The sequence below is a fragment of the Gracilimonas sp. genome, assembly GCF_031581265.1.
Classification (GTDB): Bacteria; Bacteroidota; Rhodothermia; order Balneolales; family Balneolaceae; genus Gracilimonas.
On the sequence record NZ_JAVLBQ010000010.1, the window covers coordinates 1 to 16,124 of the forward strand.

The window sequence follows — 16,124 nt, forward strand, 5'->3', positions numbered from 1 at the left end:
AATCATAACTTATATCACATATTGCTTAAACGACTCAGAGACGATCCGCTTTGACTCGTTTGCTTCATAAGACCCTTTTTTAATATTGTCAATTTAATTTTAATTAAATCTTCTTTTTTAGTAAGGACTTTTTGTTTTATACAAGTACGTAACTCATTTATACGCGGATTGCATTGAGAGGTAAAATTTGAAATCCACAACCATTTTCCAAATAAATATTTACATCGGATCAACTTCGCCGTTAATTGGAGTCAATATTATTTCATCTGCAACACTTCTTGGACTTAATTTAGTAAGAGATACAATCAGCCTTCCTACATCTTCAGGGTCTATAAGTTCATTAGGATCAATATCTACTTCTTTCCAGGAAGTTGAGTAGGTTTGCCCAAGATTTATGGCGGTAACCGCAATGTTCGTACCCATCAATTCTTTTCTCAATGACCTCGTGTACCCCAACAAAGCATGCTTTGACATTGAGTAAGCACCGCTGTCTTTTAAGCCTTTGAGCGCGCCTACGGAGCAAATATTAACAATTAATGCCCGGTTACTCTTTCTTAATTCAGGTAATAATTGTTTTGTGAGATTAAAAGCTCCTTCCGTATTTATTTTAAACTGTACTCTAAATTCCTCTGTGGTAGTTTCTTTAAGATTTTTAAACAAAAAAGAACCGGCGTTGTTAATCAAAATCCCAATTTTCAAAGAAGAAAAATCGATTTCAGAAAGTGCAGAAGAGTCTGTTATGTCAGCAGAAATAGTATGTACCTCCACCGCTCCCTCATTCAAACAAAATTTTTTGGCCTTCGCGAGTTCATTTTCATTTCTCGCCAATAAAATTATAGGGCGTTCAGTCTCCCGCGAGAAAACTTTAGCTATTGTCAAACCTATTCCTTTACTACCCCCTGTTATCATAACTGATGAATATTGAAATGCCATAAAAATAATCTGTTTTTAAGAATTCAAAAGTGGAATACTATCAATCTAAAGTTCATATAACAAAACCGCTTTATTAAAACTCATTTTAAATGTGGATAATGAATTATACTAAACTGATAACAAACGAGCTCAATTACAAGCTTTAGTTCAACCCCGTTGGGGTTGCAGATTTAGATGCGATCCAGGCTCCGGGTTTCGCAAGCTACACCCGGAGTTATTCAAGTACCATCCCTTCAGGATGCGCGAAGCAAAACCCCGAACGGGGTTTCATATGAATAACCACGGGTGCAGTGGACGTAGTCTACGGAACCCGTGGGTTCTAACGTGGTACAGGCCGAACCCTGTAGGGGTTCAACAAGAAGATCAAAACAAATACCGTTCATTGAACTCAATCTCATGCTCTTTTAGTAAAGCAATGTATTCTTCCCTAAATGATACCTCTTTATGATGTTCTTCCTGATTCTTTACATACTCAATAAGTCGATCTTTGGCTTTAATACTATAACTAAAAGCACCATAACCATCCTGCCAGTTTGTAAAATCCGAGAATAATTGCTTCTCTTTGATATATCGGCTACTTGATGTTTTTAAATCTTTTATCAATGAGGAAATACCAATCGTTGGATGGATGTGAGTGATAATATGTAAATGATTTTCTACTCCATTTATCCGATATAAATGACAGTTTTTATTTTTAAGGATACCCCAAAGATATTTATAAAGCTCTTTTCGATTCGGTTTTGTAAGAGCCGGTTTGCGCTCTTTGGTGCTGAAATCTAATTGATATAAAAGTTGTGTATAGGTACTCATATTTATCCCCAATTATTATTTTACAATATGAGCCTTTGAAACATGTAGTTCAACCCCCTCCAGAGTTTCATAAATTTGGGAGCTTTTTCTGCTCTGGGTTTCATTTCGTAGTGTTGCTGTGTTGCTTTGTTAGGTGCGCAAACTACAACCGGAGTTATTCATGTAGCATACCTTCAGGAAGAGAATGCTATACAAGCAATCCCTCTAACGATTTTTTCTTTGTTCATTAAATTCAATATCCTAAATTATCTACACACTACATGTATTTACGGCACCTTCAAAAATTTATGCGTCTGCAAGCTAATGCCCCATTCCGGATTTTCTTTCACATAACCGACAATTAAATCAACAGACGTGGGCGTTTCCCATTCTGGTTGCAGCAATAATTTAGTGCCCTCCGGACATTTAGCTGCATTTTCTTCAGCCCATTTTAAATCTTTGTTTGTAAGCACTACAACTTTAAGTTCATCAACATATGAAAAAACTTCTTCGGTAGGTTTTTTAAATCTTTTTGGGGAAAGTGTTATCCAATCCAACTGGCCTGAAAGCGGAGATGAGCCACTTGTTTCAATATGCACCTTGAGTCCGGCTGATTTCAGACCAAGTGTCAAAGGCAGAAGATCATGCAGTAAAGGTTCTCCACCTGTAATTACGACGAATGGTGCATTACTATCCTTGGCATGTTTTACTAATTCTCGAACTGTTAACTTTGGATGACCTTCTTCTTCCCAACTTTCTTTAACATCACACCACCAACAATTGACATCACACCCGGCTGTTCGTATAAAATAGGAAGCTCTTCCGGTGTGTGCTCCTTCTCCCTGAATGGTATAAAAGTGTTCCATTATAGGATATTCAACATCCCAAATATCTTTTTCTAAAATTAGATCTGCTTTTTGCTCGGTTTTAAACATTTTTAATCCGTGTATTCCACCCAACTGTTTTCCGTTTCCCAAACCTTTACGGTAAGTTCAATTCCCTCAGGGATTCTGCTTTTGGTTTCTTTATGGATATATTCTGCAATCCGCTCAGCCGTGGTATTTTCGGTAATCAGCTCATTTAAAAACCCATGATCCAGCCCACCTTTTTCTGAGTCTTTAGCAGCCCACTTCAATTCCTTGAAATCACAAACCATATCCGGGGTATCAAGATATTGAGAGGGATTTAGTTTATGAGACTTGGCCGTCATTTTTACTTTGTAAGAGTGGCCATGCATGCGCCCGCATTTTCCATCATATCCATCAATGAAATGAGCAGCATCAAATTTAAATTGAGTATGTAAAGTCCAGGTTGGCATTCTTCGATAAAGTTGTTTGGGCATTTAAAAATCAAAATCACCATTCAATAAAAAAGCCACGATCTTGGCGTGGCTTAAAACTACGGGTTTTTAATGAAAATTACTCATTTCGCTTGATACTGCATCCAACTACATTTGTACTCTTTGTAGAAATTTCCTCACCATTTACCAGCTGATTGATAGCATTGTCCAAGTAGTTGGAATCGACCCCGCTTAAACTATTGGCATCATCATCAATAGCTCCATGATATACCAACGTGAGATTTTCATTGAACAGAAAAACTTCCGGGGTTTGTGTAGCCCCAAATGCATCTGCTAAGTTATGATTCTCGTCCAACCCATATGGAAAAGAATAGTTCATTTTTTGAGCTCTTCTTCTCATATCCTCCATCGACTCTCCCCGCTCCCGAATTCGTTGATTGGAATTTAGGGCAATAACCCCAATATTATTTTGGCTGGCTATACCGGAGATTGCATTATATCGATCTTCCGATTTGGCAACCCAGGGACAAGTATTGGACGAAAAAATAACCATTAACCCACCATCATCAGCTATTTCATTAAGTGATAATGTACGACCCGATGTATCCAAAAATTCCAAATCAACCGATGGGGCCTGATCTCCAATATTTAGTGCCGGTCCGGGTTGAGCGGTCACCCAAGCGGGCAACAGAAGAGTCATAAAGAAAACGAATGAATAAAAATAAACGCGCATTTCATTTATTTGATTTAAAACAATCATCACAATATATCTAAAACTAATAATACTTATGGCATTTCATATTTTACTTCACTTCAAAAAAGAAACAGTAAAATTTATTTACTTATTAACCAGTGCGAATGGATCCCAAAAGTGCTTATCCATATCCACGGTGTATTTTTCTTTGAATGTAAGGCCTTCCTGTTGAAGTCGTTCTCGCATCGTGTCTCCTTCAAAATAAGCGCGCCCTGTAAGTTGCCCCAACCTATTTAAAACCCGATGGGCAGGTATATCAAAATCCAGATCATAGCTTTTGTAGTTATTCAAAGCGTAGCCAACCGTTCGGGCTCCGGACTCAACTCCCAAAAACCGGGCAATAGCCCCATATGAAGTTACTTTTCCATGTGGAATTTGTGCTACTACTTCATAAACCTTCTCATAAAAATCGCTCGAATCCACAGCACTCATTTTAAAAGCTCTTTTATTTGATCTAAAGCCCCTGATTCTCCGTTTCTTTGTTCAGCAATTTTAACTGCCTCTCTTCCAAAAATTTTATAAAGACTGAGTACTTCCCCCTCTCTACCCAATTTCTCAATATGTTCTTTTATTGTTGATACATCACCTCTTGAAATAGGACCGGTGAGTGAACCTTCAACTCCAAATTCCTGAATATTTTCCAGGGTATTTTCCATCAATGGAGCAAGCGCTTTGATCGCTGTTTCTTCCGGGATATTTCCCATAGAGGAAATTTTCGTAAACAAGTCAGCCAAAACGACCAGGTAATTGGAAGCTACAACTGCCGATGCATGAAGCAGAGGTTTTGCTTCCGGCTCAACCCGAAAAGAGTTTGCACCTAATGTTTCTGCTAAATCCTCAAGCATTTTCAGAAGTTCTTCATCTCCTTCCATATCAAACCAACAATCTTTGAACGAATCCGTGTTGGGCGTAATAGCTTTTATTGGATGGAAAGAAGCTGTTTTAAATCCCCTTGATTTTAGGGGGGAAAGTGAATCAGAAGTATGGGTTCCAGAACAATGTATGGCAAATGAATTTTCAGTCTCAGTCAAATTGCTTGCAATAGTATGAGATACTTCGGCTATTGCATCATCGGATACCGTTACTATCAGAAAACTTCCTTCAGTATGAGAATCATCTGGAATTCCTTTTTTGAATTCCGTTTTTGGGAATTCTTTCTGAAAAGATGAGTCTATCGAAGATTTATTAAAAGCAGAAACAACACGGTATCCCTGTTTCGATAAAACTCTTAAAAATGCTTTACCTACTTGTCCCAAACCAATAATTGTGATTGGGATATCTTTCTTCATGTTATGCCATTTGAGGTTGAGTTCGTTTGGCGTACCCGCAAATATTTGAAGCAGTTTCTATGTAATCTAATAACTCAATTTCGTATCCCCATGAACGGGCTACTAAAATTCCACTCATAAAAGCCCGGGCTCCGTTCACGGTTTTTTCATTACTATTGAGATAATGCATGAGTCCTGATTCATTATTATCTACGACAAGAGAGCGTAATTTTTTGAGCTCTTCGGGATTACTTGCCGGCACATCACAACAAAAAACAATGAGTGCATTTTTATAGAGTAATAATTCATCAAGAGTGAAAGCAAGTTCCCGAATTATAGCCGGGTCGTAGTCCCCTATTTGCAGGCTTACCACATCAAAGTCATCAAAAGATGCCTGTAAAATTGGAAGCTGTGTATATAAGCTCATATCCTTGCTATATCCTTCATCAGCTATGAAGAAATCATCTTCCTCATCACAAAATTCATTTCGTAGGTAGTCATTAACAGCCACTTCTCCAAATCGGGTTTCAAACATTTTATTAGACGGCATAGCCAGTTTTTTTTGAAGATGCCCCGTATACGATTCAATAACTACAACCGTATCAAATTTTTGATTAACAACGGTTTTATACGTGGCACATAGCTCACTAAAATTATCCTCATCGATATTATTTGGCACAAAAAGCATCCTAACATGTTCTGAGTTGGTGTTTAGATGTTTTGCATTTTTGATATGCTCTTTAATCTCTTGGCTGGAAAGTTCTTCTACGTTCATTGTGCTGATTGATGATATATGGCTTATGTATAAAAAAAGCTCGAAGACACCTTTCCTGTATCTAAAGAAATGGCTTCTTCGAGCTTTCGATGTTGGTATCAAATATGTTTGCTTTGATAAGCTAATGCTATTTGATGATCTGATTGCCTAAAACTACAAATTTCAATCAACTTATCATCGTTAAATCTTACGGAATATCGGTTTTTTTTAGTTTTTACAATTGTATGATCATCCATGTGAGTGCCCAAACCTGTTCCTAGAAATTTTACCGCTGCTTCTTTTATGGTCCATACAACAATAGGATCAATATTATGGAGACTTTCTCTTTCACTTTTATTCAAAATACGGTTTAATACTCTTGGCTTTACTTTTCTGCTAACCACCTCAGAGTCTAATCCAAGTTCTATCTCTTTTGAAATAGCACAAAATACCTTTTCCGGTGTATGCGTGAAGCTTACATACATATGATTTTCACCACAAATGCCGTATGGTTTACCGCCATTATATTTTAAGAGTTGAGCTGAGTCAGGATCAGCACCTAATTCAGCCAATAGAAATCTGAAAAGCTTTCGAGAATTCAGATACTCTGCTTTTCTCCCTTCACTTTTAAAACTATGAAATTTTTTGCGCTCCTTTTCGGATAGTACTTCAATCCCTTCAACATCATTCATTTCGTTATAAGCCAAAAGAACATGTTCGGGCCAATTTGGAATATGTGAAGTATCGATTAGTTCCATGTTGAGAAATTAACCATTTTTTTGGGGAATGGAATTATCGATTTAGAGGAGCAAAAATGCGGAGAGGGAGGGATTCGAACCCTCGGTACCCCGTAAGGGGCACACTCGCTTTCCAGGCGAGCCCGTTCGACCGCTCTGGCACCTCTCCGTTTTTGTAGATGAATAGCCCGTCGAAGGGCGCCTAAGATAGAGGTATTTCAAACTTATATCAAAGATATTAAAAGCCAACATTAAAATTATCTTCTACATAGGTTTTTACTCGCCTTCCGTCATCTGTGGCTGACCTGAATTTCCATTTAAAGGCAGCCTCCAGTGTGGCTTCCATTAAACCGTATCCAATTTGATCTACAACTTCGTAGGAATCACCCTCATATAATCGAATCTCTGAGATAAAAGCGTCTTCCACATTTCCATCTGTACCCACTAAAAATTTTACAATTATCCAAGCTTTAATATTTGCTCTTTTTGCAGCATCAGGCACTGTTGGTTCTACAATTCGTACTAATCCCGGGGGATTTTCGGGGCTTCCCACCACCTCACCTTCTCCCTCTACACTTGATTTTCCTAACTCCCCGGTGGCATCAATTTTTGCAAACACATCCTCAAACTCAGGAAAGTCAATCTCCTCTTCAATTATTTCATCATTAGGCACCGGTACAGGAACCTGGGGCTTTGGTGGTGCAGCCGGAGCTGTACTTTGACGGGTCACAATTGCATTTTCTATGAAAGTAACCTCATCTCTCTCAAAACTGAGTTCATTGTTTTGATCAATACTTTGAGAAGGCCAAAAGTAAATAAAGGATAATAATAGCAACTCAATAAAAACTACCGAAAGCATAAAGCGGTGCTCATGCTTAAATTCATCGTAGTAGATATCTCTTATTTTTTTGATCAAGTATGTCTCAATTCTTTTAACTGAGCTATCATTAAAGACCTGACATGCTGTTTTATTTCAGTCAAGCTTTCAAAACTATCGGGTTGTATAGCATCTAAAACTTTTAGCTTGAAGGTAACATTCGGATTTAATTTACCTGAACCGGGGGGCATCGCAGAATGTCCGCCGTCAATAACCATGGGTTGAATATTAAAACCATGTTCCATAGCTAAAAGGAATGCTCCGTTTTTAAACGGTTTAATCTCCCCGTCCATTGTCCTTGTCCCTTCCGGAAATATCATCACCGGAACAAGATCCTTAAGTGGCTGCACTAAATTATCCAATTTCTTGAGCGCGGTTCTACTCTTTCTATTAATGGTTATATGTCCCGTCAGCCACACCAACCAACCCATCACCGGAATGTATGTTAAACTCTTCTTTGATACCCATTTCATTTTCCAGGGCAGCTGATAAATGACGGGCATATCTAAAAAACTTTGATGATTACATACAAAAATTGTTGGCTCAGACGAATCAAATTTTTCGGTGCCTTCAATTTCAATTTTCCACCATGGACTTGCCATCATCATACATTTCGCCATTAGTGACAACGTGTAATTTGGTGCCTTGCGATACTTATCAAAAGGAAAAGTCACCAGGAAAACTGCTGAGATTAGGAAGAAGAAAAGCAGAAACAAAAAACTAAAATATATAAATACGAAAATACCAAACAGTGTTCTCATCACAATTCATGTAAACTTAAAAGTGCCTTTCGCACAAACCCGTTGTTTTCTTTTAACAGGTTTCGTGCTTGTTCAACGTCTAAATTGCCCAAAGCCATCATCAAAGCCGTTTTTACATGTCCTTCAGATGTAGAAAGATATTCCTCTGCCTGTTCATAATTAATACCTGTAAATATCATTAGAATTCGTTTCGCACGCTCTTTCAACTTCTCATTTGAAAGCATCAGGTCAACCATTACATTTTCATAGATTTTTCCCTGTCGAATCATGGCACCGGTTGTAATCATATTTAAAACCATTTTTTGAGCCGTTCCGCTTTTCATTCGGGTGCTTCCCATAATGACTTCAGGTCCTACCTGAACATCAACCAGGTAGTCGACCTCTACATCAATCTGAGCTGAAGGAACGGTAGTAACTAATACAGTTTTGCATCCTCTCTTTGTGGCTTCTTTTAAAGCTCCATGTACATAGGGAGTTCGGCCGCTGGCAGCAAGCCCACAAACCACATCCGGTGGAGCTGTTTGAGCGTCATCAACAGCTTCAGCCCCAACCTCCTCAGAATCCTCTGCCCCTTCCTGTGCTACGAACATCGCCTCTTTACCACCGGCAATAAATCCCTGTACCTTTTCAGGAGGAACACCAAAAGTTGGAGGACATTCGGCCGCATCAAGTACACCAAGCCTGCCACTTGTTCCTGCTCCAAAATACAACAATCTCCCTCCCAGCTGAAATGCGTCACTTACCAATTCGATAATATCAGCTATTACCGGAAGCTTTCTTTCTACCTCAGTAGCTACTTTTTTATCTTCTTCATTGATGAGTTGTGCAATTTCAAGAGGTGAAGCTAAATCTATTTCCAGCGTATTTTGATTCCGTCCCTCCGTAGTAAGAGATTCCAGCTTGCTGAATAACTTTTTTTTATAAGCTTGTGATTTCAAAATGATTTACTCCCTCCGGTTTTTCCACCACATACTTTCAGATGAACCATCCAATTGCAGTGCCGGACCTCCGGAATTTTCATCGATCCCTTTCAGAAGTACCGCCGCCAGAGCTACATCATCTTGATCTTGTTCAGGCTGCATCTTTTCCGGGGTGAAATGATCAGGCACAAAGTGAGTATCATATTTTGCCTCTATAAAGGCCGGATGATTTAGCGTAAATTCACAAAACGGTATGGTAGTTTTGCAACCTGCAATTTCGTATTCATCAAGCGCTCGAAGCATTCTTTTTCGTGCTATTTCTCGATTAGGGCCATGCACACTTAATTTTGAAATCATTGGGTCGTAATTGATGGTAATCTTCTGCCCTTCCTCTACTCCGGAATCAACCCGAATTCCTGAGCCTGTAGGCACGCGATGCTTCTTCAATAATCCGGTACTTGGTAAAAAGTTATCAGCAGGATCTTCCGCATAAATACGGCACTCAATCGCATGACCATTAATTTTCAGATCCTCTTGTTTAAAAGGAAGCTCTTTACCTTCTGCCACTAATATTTGCATCGCCACTAAATCAACCCCGGAAATCATTTCTGTTACAGGATGTTCTACCTGCAAACGGGTATTCATCTCCAGGAAATAGAAATTGAGATGTTTATCAACCAAAAACTCAATGGTTCCGGCCCCAATGTAATCACAAGCTTCAGCTGCTTTTATAGCAGCCTTGGCCATTTCCTCCCGTAATTCTGGCGTTAATAATGCACAAGGTGCTTCTTCAATCACTTTTTGATGGCGCCGCTGCACAGAACATTCCCTGTCAAAAACATGGAAGGTATTACCATGGGTATCCGCTATAATCTGAAATTCAACATGGCGGGGTTCTTCGAGATATTTTTCTATATAAATTCGGTCGTCACCAAATGCATTTTTGGCTTCAGATTTAGCAGATTTAATACTCGTCTCAAATTCTTCTTTTTTGTGGACGATTCTCATTCCCTTACCACCACCGCCGGCAGCAGCTTTCACTAAAATAGGATACCCTATTTCATCAGCTACACTGCGGGCTTCTTCAATATCTTTCAGCTCACTTTTAAGTCCCGGAGGCGTTGGAACATTGTGCTGACTCATCAACTCCCGAGCTTCTGTCTTATCTCCCATCAGCCTAATTGCTTTGGGCTCAGGACCAATAAATATGATACCCTCTTCCTTACATCGCTCCGCAAAAGCTGCGTTCTCACTCAAAAATCCATATCCGGGGTGAACAGCATCGGCACCGGTTTTTTTAACCGCGTCAACAATCTTATCCATCACCAAATAACTTTCTGAAGAAGCGGCCTCCCCAATAAACACAGATTCATCCGCATGGAGTACGTGCGGCGAGTGTGCATCCGGCCTGGAATACACTGCTACTGTTTTAATTCCGAGTTCTTTGCAGGTATGTATTACTCTAAGAGCAATTTCACCGCGATTTGCTACCAATATTTTTTTAATCTCAGCCATAAAATCCTGTTTTGTTTTTGTCTAATGATAGGACTTTACGCCAAGATTCTCCAAGCTAATTAAAGATTTTAACTCCCGGTTTTTAAATCAATAAAAACCTTGGGCAGCATGAACAATTTTTCGGTGTAATTAAGGTAAGCGCGATTATCAAAAACGTTATAATTGTTTTCTTCAATCTTATTGAGAATACGACTATAGTTATGCCGGGCTAAATAAACCGGTAAACGACTATCACTTGAGAGCATTGGGATACCCAAGTCAGCTTTGAAGTAATACTCTCTGGCTCTCTGAATCTGAAATTCCATCAGAGCTTTGAATTTATCACTAACAGTTTCAGTGAATAACTCATCTTCGCTAATATTAAATGCAATTAAGTCTTCTTGGGGAATATAAATTCTTCCTCTTCTGAGATCTTCCCCAACATCCCTTAATATGTTCGTTAACTGCATGGCTATTCCTAAATCAATCGCATGTTCAATGGCCTCATTATTAACATAACCAAACACTTCACTGGTCATTAGGCCAACAACTGAGGCCACCTTGTAGGAATAATCATATACCTCATCAAAGGTTTCAAACCGGTCTTTTATGAGATCTGTTCGAACTCCTTCTAAGAGTAGAAATGGAAGTTCAATTGAAATCTGGTATTTCTTCAGCGTATCAGCAAAGGCAGTTAGGATAGGATCTTCAGCTATTTTTCCGTCATAAACATCCACCAACCTTTGCTTGAAAAGTTTAAGCTTTTCATCTACCTGATCTACGGTAATTTTTTTGTCGGTGATCAAATCTTCAGCTTCATCAACCAAATCATCGAGATATCTGCACAAGCCATAGATGGCAAAGATCCCACGTTGTTTTTCATTGGGTAAAAAACGGGTAGCCATGTAAAACGTCTTCGCATGTTTTCTCGTAATAAACCGACAATGCGAATATGCATTCTTTAATCCATCATCATTGAGATCTTCTATCACAGATTTGTGAAACGAAGTTTTCTCGTATAATGGGCGTATTAAATGATATGGTATGTGAAAAATGTTTGTCATCTGAAATTTTTTACTCTCTTGCTAAAGCTTATTTTTCTTAGAAAAAGTTCCCGAGAACTTTAATTAAATTTAAATTGATCTTTCACTGAATATTGTTGACCAAGATATTTATACTTGAAGATTCTAAATGGTTATATTTACTTAATACATTTTAATTAGGTTATTAGTTATAATAACTGAAATATTTAAATAAATCAGGCAAAATGAGTAAAAAAGTCACAATTTATGAGGTTGCAAAAAAAGCAGAAGTGGCCATCTCAACTGTATCAAGAGTTCTTAATGGGTCAGAAAATGTATCAAAAGCAACGAAAATTAAGGTTGATGATGCGATTAAGGAATTAAACTTCCGTCCCCAGGTAAATGCCCGAAAGCTTGCCAGTAAGCAACCTCAAATGCTGGCCATTGCTGTTCCCTCTTTCACCACGCCATTTTTTAATGAAGTATTAAAAGGCGTCAAAGATGAAATTAAAAAAATGGATCTTGATATCATGCTGTACAATACCGGTTCAAAGAATCCTGAAGAAGGCGTGCAAAATTTCTTTGACCGTGGTACCGCTGATGCTGTGATTCTTTTATCTATTGATGTAAGTGACCAAGTTCATGAGCTTATACAAGCCACTCAAACTCCGGCTGTCTTAGTAAACTCGGCTCATTCCTCTTATAATTACTTTATGCTCAATGATTATAAAGGAGGATATTTAGCCGGCGAACATTTGGTTAAGCAGGGCTTTGAAAGCATCGGTATGATCACCAGTATTGTTGAATCTCATGCCTCAACTGAACGTAAAAGAGGATTTAAAGATGCTCTTAAAAATTTCAAAATGAATATTGATAAGGATTTTTTCCAAAGTGGAGACACCACTAAACATGGGGGGTTCACGGAAGAAGCAGGCTTTGAAGCCATTTATAAATATGATAAACAATGCAAATTCCCGGAAGCTATCTTTTGCTCAAACGATACCCAGGCTGTAGGTGCTATTTACGCCTTATCTAAACTTGGCTTAAAAGTTCCCGAAGATATCGCAATTATGGGTTACGACAATATTAAGTTGAGTAAGTATCTGGATCTGACTACTATTGACCAAAAGATGTACACTATTGGTGTACAAGCCACTAAAAGATTAGCCGAAATCATTCAAAAACCGGAAGATGAACTTTATCAAACTACCATTAATCCTGTATTAGTAAAACGCGGCTCAACCGAAAATAAACAGTAACGTGAATACCAATTTTACCACTCAAGAAGCACTTGAAAATTGTATAACTGAAACCAATCTGCCTAATTTCTCCCCTCCGTATAAAGGTAAGGTCCGGGAAGTCTATGATTTGGGTGACAATAAACTTGGGATCGTTGTAACAGATCGTATCTCGGCTTTCGATTTTATCATGAAGCAGGCTATACCTTTCAAAGGACAAATCCTGAATCAACTTGCAGCTTTTTCTTTTGACAAAGTTAATGATATTGTGCCAACACATGTAATTGATGTGCCCCACCCGAACGTCACCATCGCCAAAAAGTGTGAGACTATTCCCATAGAGGTGGTAATGCGAGGATACCTTACAGGACATGCCTGGAGAGTTTATAAGTCCGGTAAACGGGAACTTTGCGGAGTTGCCCTGCCTGAAGGACTTAAAGAGCATGATAAATTCCCAACCCCCATCCTCACTCCTGCTACCAAAGCCGAAGAAGGTCACGATCAAGATATCTCTGAAGAAGAAATCATTTCCAATAAGATTGTTAAACCGGCTTTATGGAATAAGATTAAAGAAGTAGCATTTAAAATATTTGAACGAGGTACTAAAGTTGCCGCTGAACAAGGGCTTATTTTAGTGGATACCAAATATGAATTTGGCCTTTATAACGGAGAACTAACTCTTATAGATGAAGTTCACACCACCGATTCATCCCGCTATTTTTACTTGGATGGTTATCAAGAGCGACAGGAGAAAGAGGAACCGCAAAAACAGCTTTCGAAAGAGTTTTTAAGGGAATGGCTGATGGAACACAATTTTCAGGGGTTAGAAGGACAAACTCTCCCCGATCTTCCCGATGAATTTCGTATGGAAGTTTTTGAGCGATATGCTGAATTGTTTGAGATGCTTACAGGCCAAGAATTTAAACCTGTTTCAGTAAAAGATTTTGACCAAGAGCTAACTGACATTTTAAATAAGCATTCTAATTAACTATGAAAAATGATCCAAAACAGATCATAACCCCATATGCTTTTGAAATCGATCCAGAATTACTTGGCCTTCCTCTTGCTACTCCTAAAAGGCGTCTTCTAGCTCTTTTAATTGATCTTTTCATAGCGGCCATACTTTCTTCTCTTGGGAATGTAACTCTCGCATTGGCTTCTGCCGGTGTGTTTGTATGGATTGCAATACGTACCAAAAATGATGTACGCTGGCAAAATATATTAAGATATACCGGAGCAGCCTTTGCCAGTATCTTTGTATTCTTAGCTTCAATAGGCTTATTGGAAGGAACCGATAATGAAAAACCGACACTCAGTGACAACATTGTTGTGCCTGAAGGAGTTGAATGGGATGACTTTTCAGAAAAAATGGCTAGTACAGATTTTACGAATCAAAATGATATTGCTGCATTAGAAGCCTATGCAGAACAACTGGGAGATGACCTTTCAACTATTGATTCCGTTCGGACAAAAAAATACGACTCACTTTCTCGAGCTCAATTACTTTCATTTGTCCAGGCAATAGATATGGGAGATTCTGCCTTAACAGACAGCCTTAGAGTTCTTATTGCAGGAAATATTGCGGCCCCTGAAATATCTGAGCTTCAAGCCCGAAATAAAATTTTTACTGACCGTATTGATGATCTTGAAGATGAAAATGAAGATCTAAGAGATGAAATTGAAAACCCCGGATTTATAAAATCTGCCAGAGCAGCCGGAGAAGATTTCGGCCTCACCTTTGGATGGATGGGATTATACTTTATTCTTTCCCTCGCACTTTTTAACGGACATACCGCCGGGAAAAAACTGCTTGGGTTAAAAGTAGTAAGGCTCAACAATGAACCTATTGGTATTTGGTATTCCTTCGAGAGATTTGGAGGATATGCCGCCGGATTAGCAACCGGTCTGCTTGGTTTTTTCCAAGTATATTGGGATGCAAATCGGCAAGGCATTCATGATAAAATAGCCGGTACAGTTGTCATTGATACAAGAATTAAAAAAATAAATAAATACAAAGACCTCACAAGTAAAGTACTTAGAAAAGAAAACCTTCTTGAGGAGAATGAGCAAAACAGTGATGAACCCTGATCCTAAAAGAATTATAACTAAATTCGAACTCTTCGATGAATATTGGACACATAAAATTATAGCTGAATTTAATAACCAATATGTAAAGCTCGCCAAGCTCAAAGGAAAATTTATTTGGCATGCTCATGAGCACGAAGATGAACTCTTTTATATTGTGAAAGGGTCACTTATGCTAAAATTCAGGGATAGAAACGATGTAAACTTAACTGAAGGTGAAATGTATATAGTACCGGCAGGTGTTGATCATTTGCCAGTTGCTAAAGAAGAATGTTGGGTAATGCTAATTGAGCCTAAATCAACATTCCATACGGGTTCAACCCAAACTGGCAGAAGTGTAAAAACTGAAGATCAGGAATGGATTTAAAAGGGAATTAATGCCACCATGTACGAATTCCACAAAGATAAAGACCGCTACTTCAACATGCAGTACAAGACCTCAAAAGAGTATATTGTACCGTTTGTTAAGGAGTTTATGCCCAATAAAAAACCTTTACGAATCCTTGAAATTGGATGTGCTGAAGCTGGTGTGTTAAAAGCATTCACTGAATTAGGACATCAGTGTGTGGGAATAGAGCTATCAGGAAGCCGTGTTGAGTTAGCTCGAAATTTTATGCAAAAAGAGATTCAAGATGGGCAGATTAGGTTCATTATTGAAGATATTTATGACATCGATCCAGCCAAAGAATTTGATGAGCTTTTTGACTTGGTTATCCTGAAAGATGTGATCGAACACATCCATAATCAGGAACGATTTATGGGTGAGCTTAAGAAACTCATCAAACCTGATGGATATGTCTTTTTTGCTTTCCCACCGTGGTATATGCCTTTTGGTGGACATCAACAATTGGCCAATAACAAAGTGCTTAATAAACTACCCTATTATCATATTCTACCGGATGGATTTTATCGGCTTATCCTGAAAGCGGGAAAAGAAACGGATCAAAAAATTGAAGGCTTATTGGAGATAAAAAGTACAGGAATTACTATTGAGCAATTTCAAAAAATTGCAGTAGAAAATGATTGGGTGATCAACAAAAAGAAATATTGGTTGTTCAATCCCATTTATCAATGGAAATTTGGGGTTAAGCCAAAAGGACTTTATCCAGCATTTCAGAAAATACCATTCTTGAGAAATTTTTGGACCACAGCTGCTTATTTTTTGATTTCAGTCAAGAAAAGAAAGTAATAC

At 38.4% G+C, this 16,124-nt stretch carries 19 protein-coding genes and 1 tRNA gene; 5 read left to right on the forward strand and 15 right to left on the reverse strand.

What is annotated here, in order from left to right; translation table 11 throughout:
- Positions 1 to 219: 219 nt before the first annotated feature.
- From RI561_RS05435 to RI561_RS05505, 15 genes are all read right to left on the reverse strand, one after another.
- Complete coding sequence (locus RI561_RS05435; protein WP_395079214.1) at positions 220 to 933, reverse strand: SDR family NAD(P)-dependent oxidoreductase; 714 nt, start codon at positions 931 to 933, stop codon at positions 220 to 222.
- A gap of 363 nt (positions 934 to 1,296) precedes the next feature.
- Entirely contained in the window at positions 1,297 to 1,743 is a 447-nt protein-coding gene (gene tnpA, locus RI561_RS05440; protein ID WP_395079215.1) for an IS200/IS605 family transposase, read from the reverse strand.
- A gap of 266 nt (positions 1,744 to 2,009) precedes the next feature.
- Positions 2,010 to 2,657 (reverse strand): 7-carboxy-7-deazaguanine synthase QueE, encoded by a 648-nt coding sequence (locus tag RI561_RS05445; RefSeq protein ID WP_395079216.1) that lies wholly within the window; start codon positions 2,655 to 2,657, stop codon positions 2,010 to 2,012.
- Positions 2,658 to 2,659: 2 nt separating this feature from the next.
- A complete protein-coding gene (locus RI561_RS05450) occupies positions 2,660 to 3,040 on the reverse strand; it encodes a 6-pyruvoyl trahydropterin synthase family protein (protein WP_395079288.1) in 381 nt (126 codons plus the stop codon).
- 100 nt (positions 3,041 to 3,140) lie between these two features.
- Complete coding sequence (locus tag RI561_RS05455; RefSeq protein WP_395079217.1) at positions 3,141 to 3,755, reverse strand: redoxin domain-containing protein; 615 nt, start codon at positions 3,753 to 3,755, stop codon at positions 3,141 to 3,143.
- Positions 3,756 to 3,860: 105 nt separating this feature from the next.
- Complete coding sequence (locus tag RI561_RS05460) at positions 3,861 to 4,208, reverse strand: MGMT family protein (protein WP_395079218.1); 348 nt, start codon at positions 4,206 to 4,208, stop codon at positions 3,861 to 3,863.
- Positions 4,205 to 5,065, reverse strand: coding sequence for a Rossmann-like and DUF2520 domain-containing protein (locus RI561_RS05465; RefSeq protein WP_395079219.1), 861 nt, complete (start codon positions 5,063 to 5,065; stop codon positions 4,205 to 4,207). The genes RI561_RS05460 and RI561_RS05465 overlap by 4 nt, the downstream gene beginning before the upstream one ends.
- 1 nt (position 5,066) lies before the next feature.
- Positions 5,067 to 5,819 carry an AmmeMemoRadiSam system protein B gene (gene amrB / locus RI561_RS05470; protein WP_395079220.1) on the reverse strand — a complete coding sequence of 251 codons (753 nt, stop codon included), beginning with the start codon at positions 5,817 to 5,819 and terminating at the stop codon, positions 5,067 to 5,069.
- Positions 5,820 to 5,917: 98 nt separating this feature from the next.
- Positions 5,918 to 6,556, reverse strand: coding sequence for a 4'-phosphopantetheinyl transferase family protein (locus RI561_RS05475; RefSeq protein WP_395079221.1), 639 nt, complete (start codon positions 6,554 to 6,556; stop codon positions 5,918 to 5,920).
- Positions 6,557 to 6,615: 59 nt separating this feature from the next.
- A tRNA-Ser gene (locus tag RI561_RS05480) sits at positions 6,616 to 6,704 on the reverse strand.
- 69 nt (positions 6,705 to 6,773) lie between these two features.
- Positions 6,774 to 7,451 carry a hypothetical protein gene (locus RI561_RS05485; protein ID WP_395079222.1) on the reverse strand — a complete coding sequence of 226 codons (678 nt, stop codon included), beginning with the start codon at positions 7,449 to 7,451 and terminating at the stop codon, positions 6,774 to 6,776.
- Positions 7,448 to 8,032, reverse strand: coding sequence for a lysophospholipid acyltransferase family protein (locus RI561_RS05490; protein ID WP_395079223.1), 585 nt, complete (start codon positions 8,030 to 8,032; stop codon positions 7,448 to 7,450). The genes RI561_RS05485 and RI561_RS05490 overlap by 4 nt, the downstream gene beginning before the upstream one ends.
- A 140-nt stretch (positions 8,033 to 8,172) precedes the next feature.
- Positions 8,173 to 9,111, reverse strand: coding sequence for an N-acetylmuramic acid 6-phosphate etherase (murQ, locus tag RI561_RS05495; RefSeq protein WP_395079224.1), 939 nt, complete (start codon positions 9,109 to 9,111; stop codon positions 8,173 to 8,175).
- Between the two features lie 6 nt (positions 9,112 to 9,117).
- A complete protein-coding gene (accC, locus tag RI561_RS05500; protein WP_395079225.1) occupies positions 9,118 to 10,608 on the reverse strand; it encodes an acetyl-CoA carboxylase biotin carboxylase subunit in 1,491 nt (496 codons plus the stop codon).
- Between the two features lie 68 nt (positions 10,609 to 10,676).
- Entirely contained in the window at positions 10,677 to 11,651 is a 975-nt protein-coding gene (locus RI561_RS05505; protein WP_395079226.1) for a phytoene/squalene synthase family protein, read from the reverse strand.
- A 203-nt stretch (positions 11,652 to 11,854) separates the two neighbouring features.
- Between RI561_RS05505 and RI561_RS05510 the strand changes: the two genes are divergently transcribed.
- Genes RI561_RS05510 through RI561_RS05530 form a run of 5 tightly spaced genes read left to right on the forward strand, consistent with a single transcriptional unit; the run spans position 11,855 to position 16,121 of the window.
- Positions 11,855 to 12,868, forward strand: a complete 1,014-nt coding sequence (locus tag RI561_RS05510; RefSeq protein WP_395079227.1) for a LacI family DNA-binding transcriptional regulator — start codon at positions 11,855 to 11,857, stop codon at positions 12,866 to 12,868.
- A 1-nt stretch (position 12,869) separates the two neighbouring features.
- Positions 12,870 to 13,835: a phosphoribosylaminoimidazolesuccinocarboxamide synthase gene (locus RI561_RS05515; RefSeq protein WP_395079228.1), complete on the forward strand. Its 966-nt coding sequence runs from the start codon at positions 12,870 to 12,872 to the stop codon at positions 13,833 to 13,835.
- A gap of 2 nt (positions 13,836 to 13,837) precedes the next feature.
- Positions 13,838 to 14,935, forward strand: a complete 1,098-nt coding sequence (locus RI561_RS05520) for an RDD family protein (RefSeq protein ID WP_395079229.1) — start codon at positions 13,838 to 13,840, stop codon at positions 14,933 to 14,935.
- The gene (locus RI561_RS05525) at positions 14,910 to 15,299 is read left to right on the forward strand and encodes a cupin domain-containing protein (RefSeq protein WP_395079230.1); all 390 of its coding nucleotides are present in this window, start codon (positions 14,910 to 14,912) and stop codon (positions 15,297 to 15,299) included. Before RI561_RS05520 ends, RI561_RS05525 begins: the two co-directional genes overlap by 26 nt.
- 18 nt (positions 15,300 to 15,317) lie before the next feature.
- The gene (locus tag RI561_RS05530; RefSeq protein ID WP_395079231.1) at positions 15,318 to 16,121 is read left to right on the forward strand and encodes a class I SAM-dependent methyltransferase; all 804 of its coding nucleotides are present in this window, start codon (positions 15,318 to 15,320) and stop codon (positions 16,119 to 16,121) included.
- Positions 16,122 to 16,124 lie beyond the last annotated feature (3 nt).

Excerpts from the sequence above, each read along its gene's own strand:
- RI561_RS05435 (WP_395079214.1), bottom strand. The coding sequence starts at position 933 with ATGGCATTTCAATATTCATCAGTTATGATAACAGGGGGTAGTAAAGGA.
- tnpA (WP_395079215.1), bottom strand. The coding sequence starts at position 1,743 with ATGAGTACCTATACACAACTTTTATATCAATTAGATTTCAGCACCAAA.
- RI561_RS05445 (WP_395079216.1), bottom strand. The coding sequence starts at position 2,657 with ATGTTTAAAACCGAGCAAAAAGCAGATCTAATTTTAGAAAAAGATATT.
- RI561_RS05450 (WP_395079288.1), bottom strand. The coding sequence starts at position 3,040 with ATGCCAACCTGGACTTTACATACTCAATTTAAATTTGATGCTGCTCAT.
- RI561_RS05455 (WP_395079217.1), bottom strand. The coding sequence starts at position 3,755 with ATGCGCGTTTATTTTTATTCATTCGTTTTCTTTATGACTCTTCTGTTG.
- RI561_RS05460 (WP_395079218.1), bottom strand. The coding sequence starts at position 4,208 with ATGAGTGCTGTGGATTCGAGCGATTTTTATGAGAAGGTTTATGAAGTA.
- RI561_RS05465 (WP_395079219.1), bottom strand. The coding sequence starts at position 5,065 with ATGAAGAAAGATATCCCAATCACAATTATTGGTTTGGGACAAGTAGGT.
- amrB (WP_395079220.1), bottom strand. The coding sequence starts at position 5,819 with ATGAACGTAGAAGAACTTTCCAGCCAAGAGATTAAAGAGCATATCAAA.
- RI561_RS05475 (WP_395079221.1), bottom strand. The coding sequence starts at position 6,556 with ATGGAACTAATCGATACTTCACATATTCCAAATTGGCCCGAACATGTT.
- RI561_RS05490 (WP_395079223.1), bottom strand. The coding sequence starts at position 8,032 with ATGGCGAAATGTATGATGATGGCAAGTCCATGGTGGAAAATTGAAATT.
- accC (WP_395079225.1), bottom strand. The coding sequence starts at position 10,608 with ATGGCTGAGATTAAAAAAATATTGGTAGCAAATCGCGGTGAAATTGCT.
- RI561_RS05505 (WP_395079226.1), bottom strand. The coding sequence starts at position 11,651 with ATGACAAACATTTTTCACATACCATATCATTTAATACGCCCATTATAC.
- RI561_RS05510 (WP_395079227.1), top strand. The coding sequence starts at position 11,855 with ATGAGTAAAAAAGTCACAATTTATGAGGTTGCAAAAAAAGCAGAAGTG.
- RI561_RS05520 (WP_395079229.1), top strand. The coding sequence starts at position 13,838 with ATGAAAAATGATCCAAAACAGATCATAACCCCATATGCTTTTGAAATC.
- RI561_RS05525 (WP_395079230.1), top strand. The coding sequence starts at position 14,910 with ATGAGCAAAACAGTGATGAACCCTGATCCTAAAAGAATTATAACTAAA.
- RI561_RS05530 (WP_395079231.1), top strand. The coding sequence starts at position 15,318 with ATGTACGAATTCCACAAAGATAAAGACCGCTACTTCAACATGCAGTAC.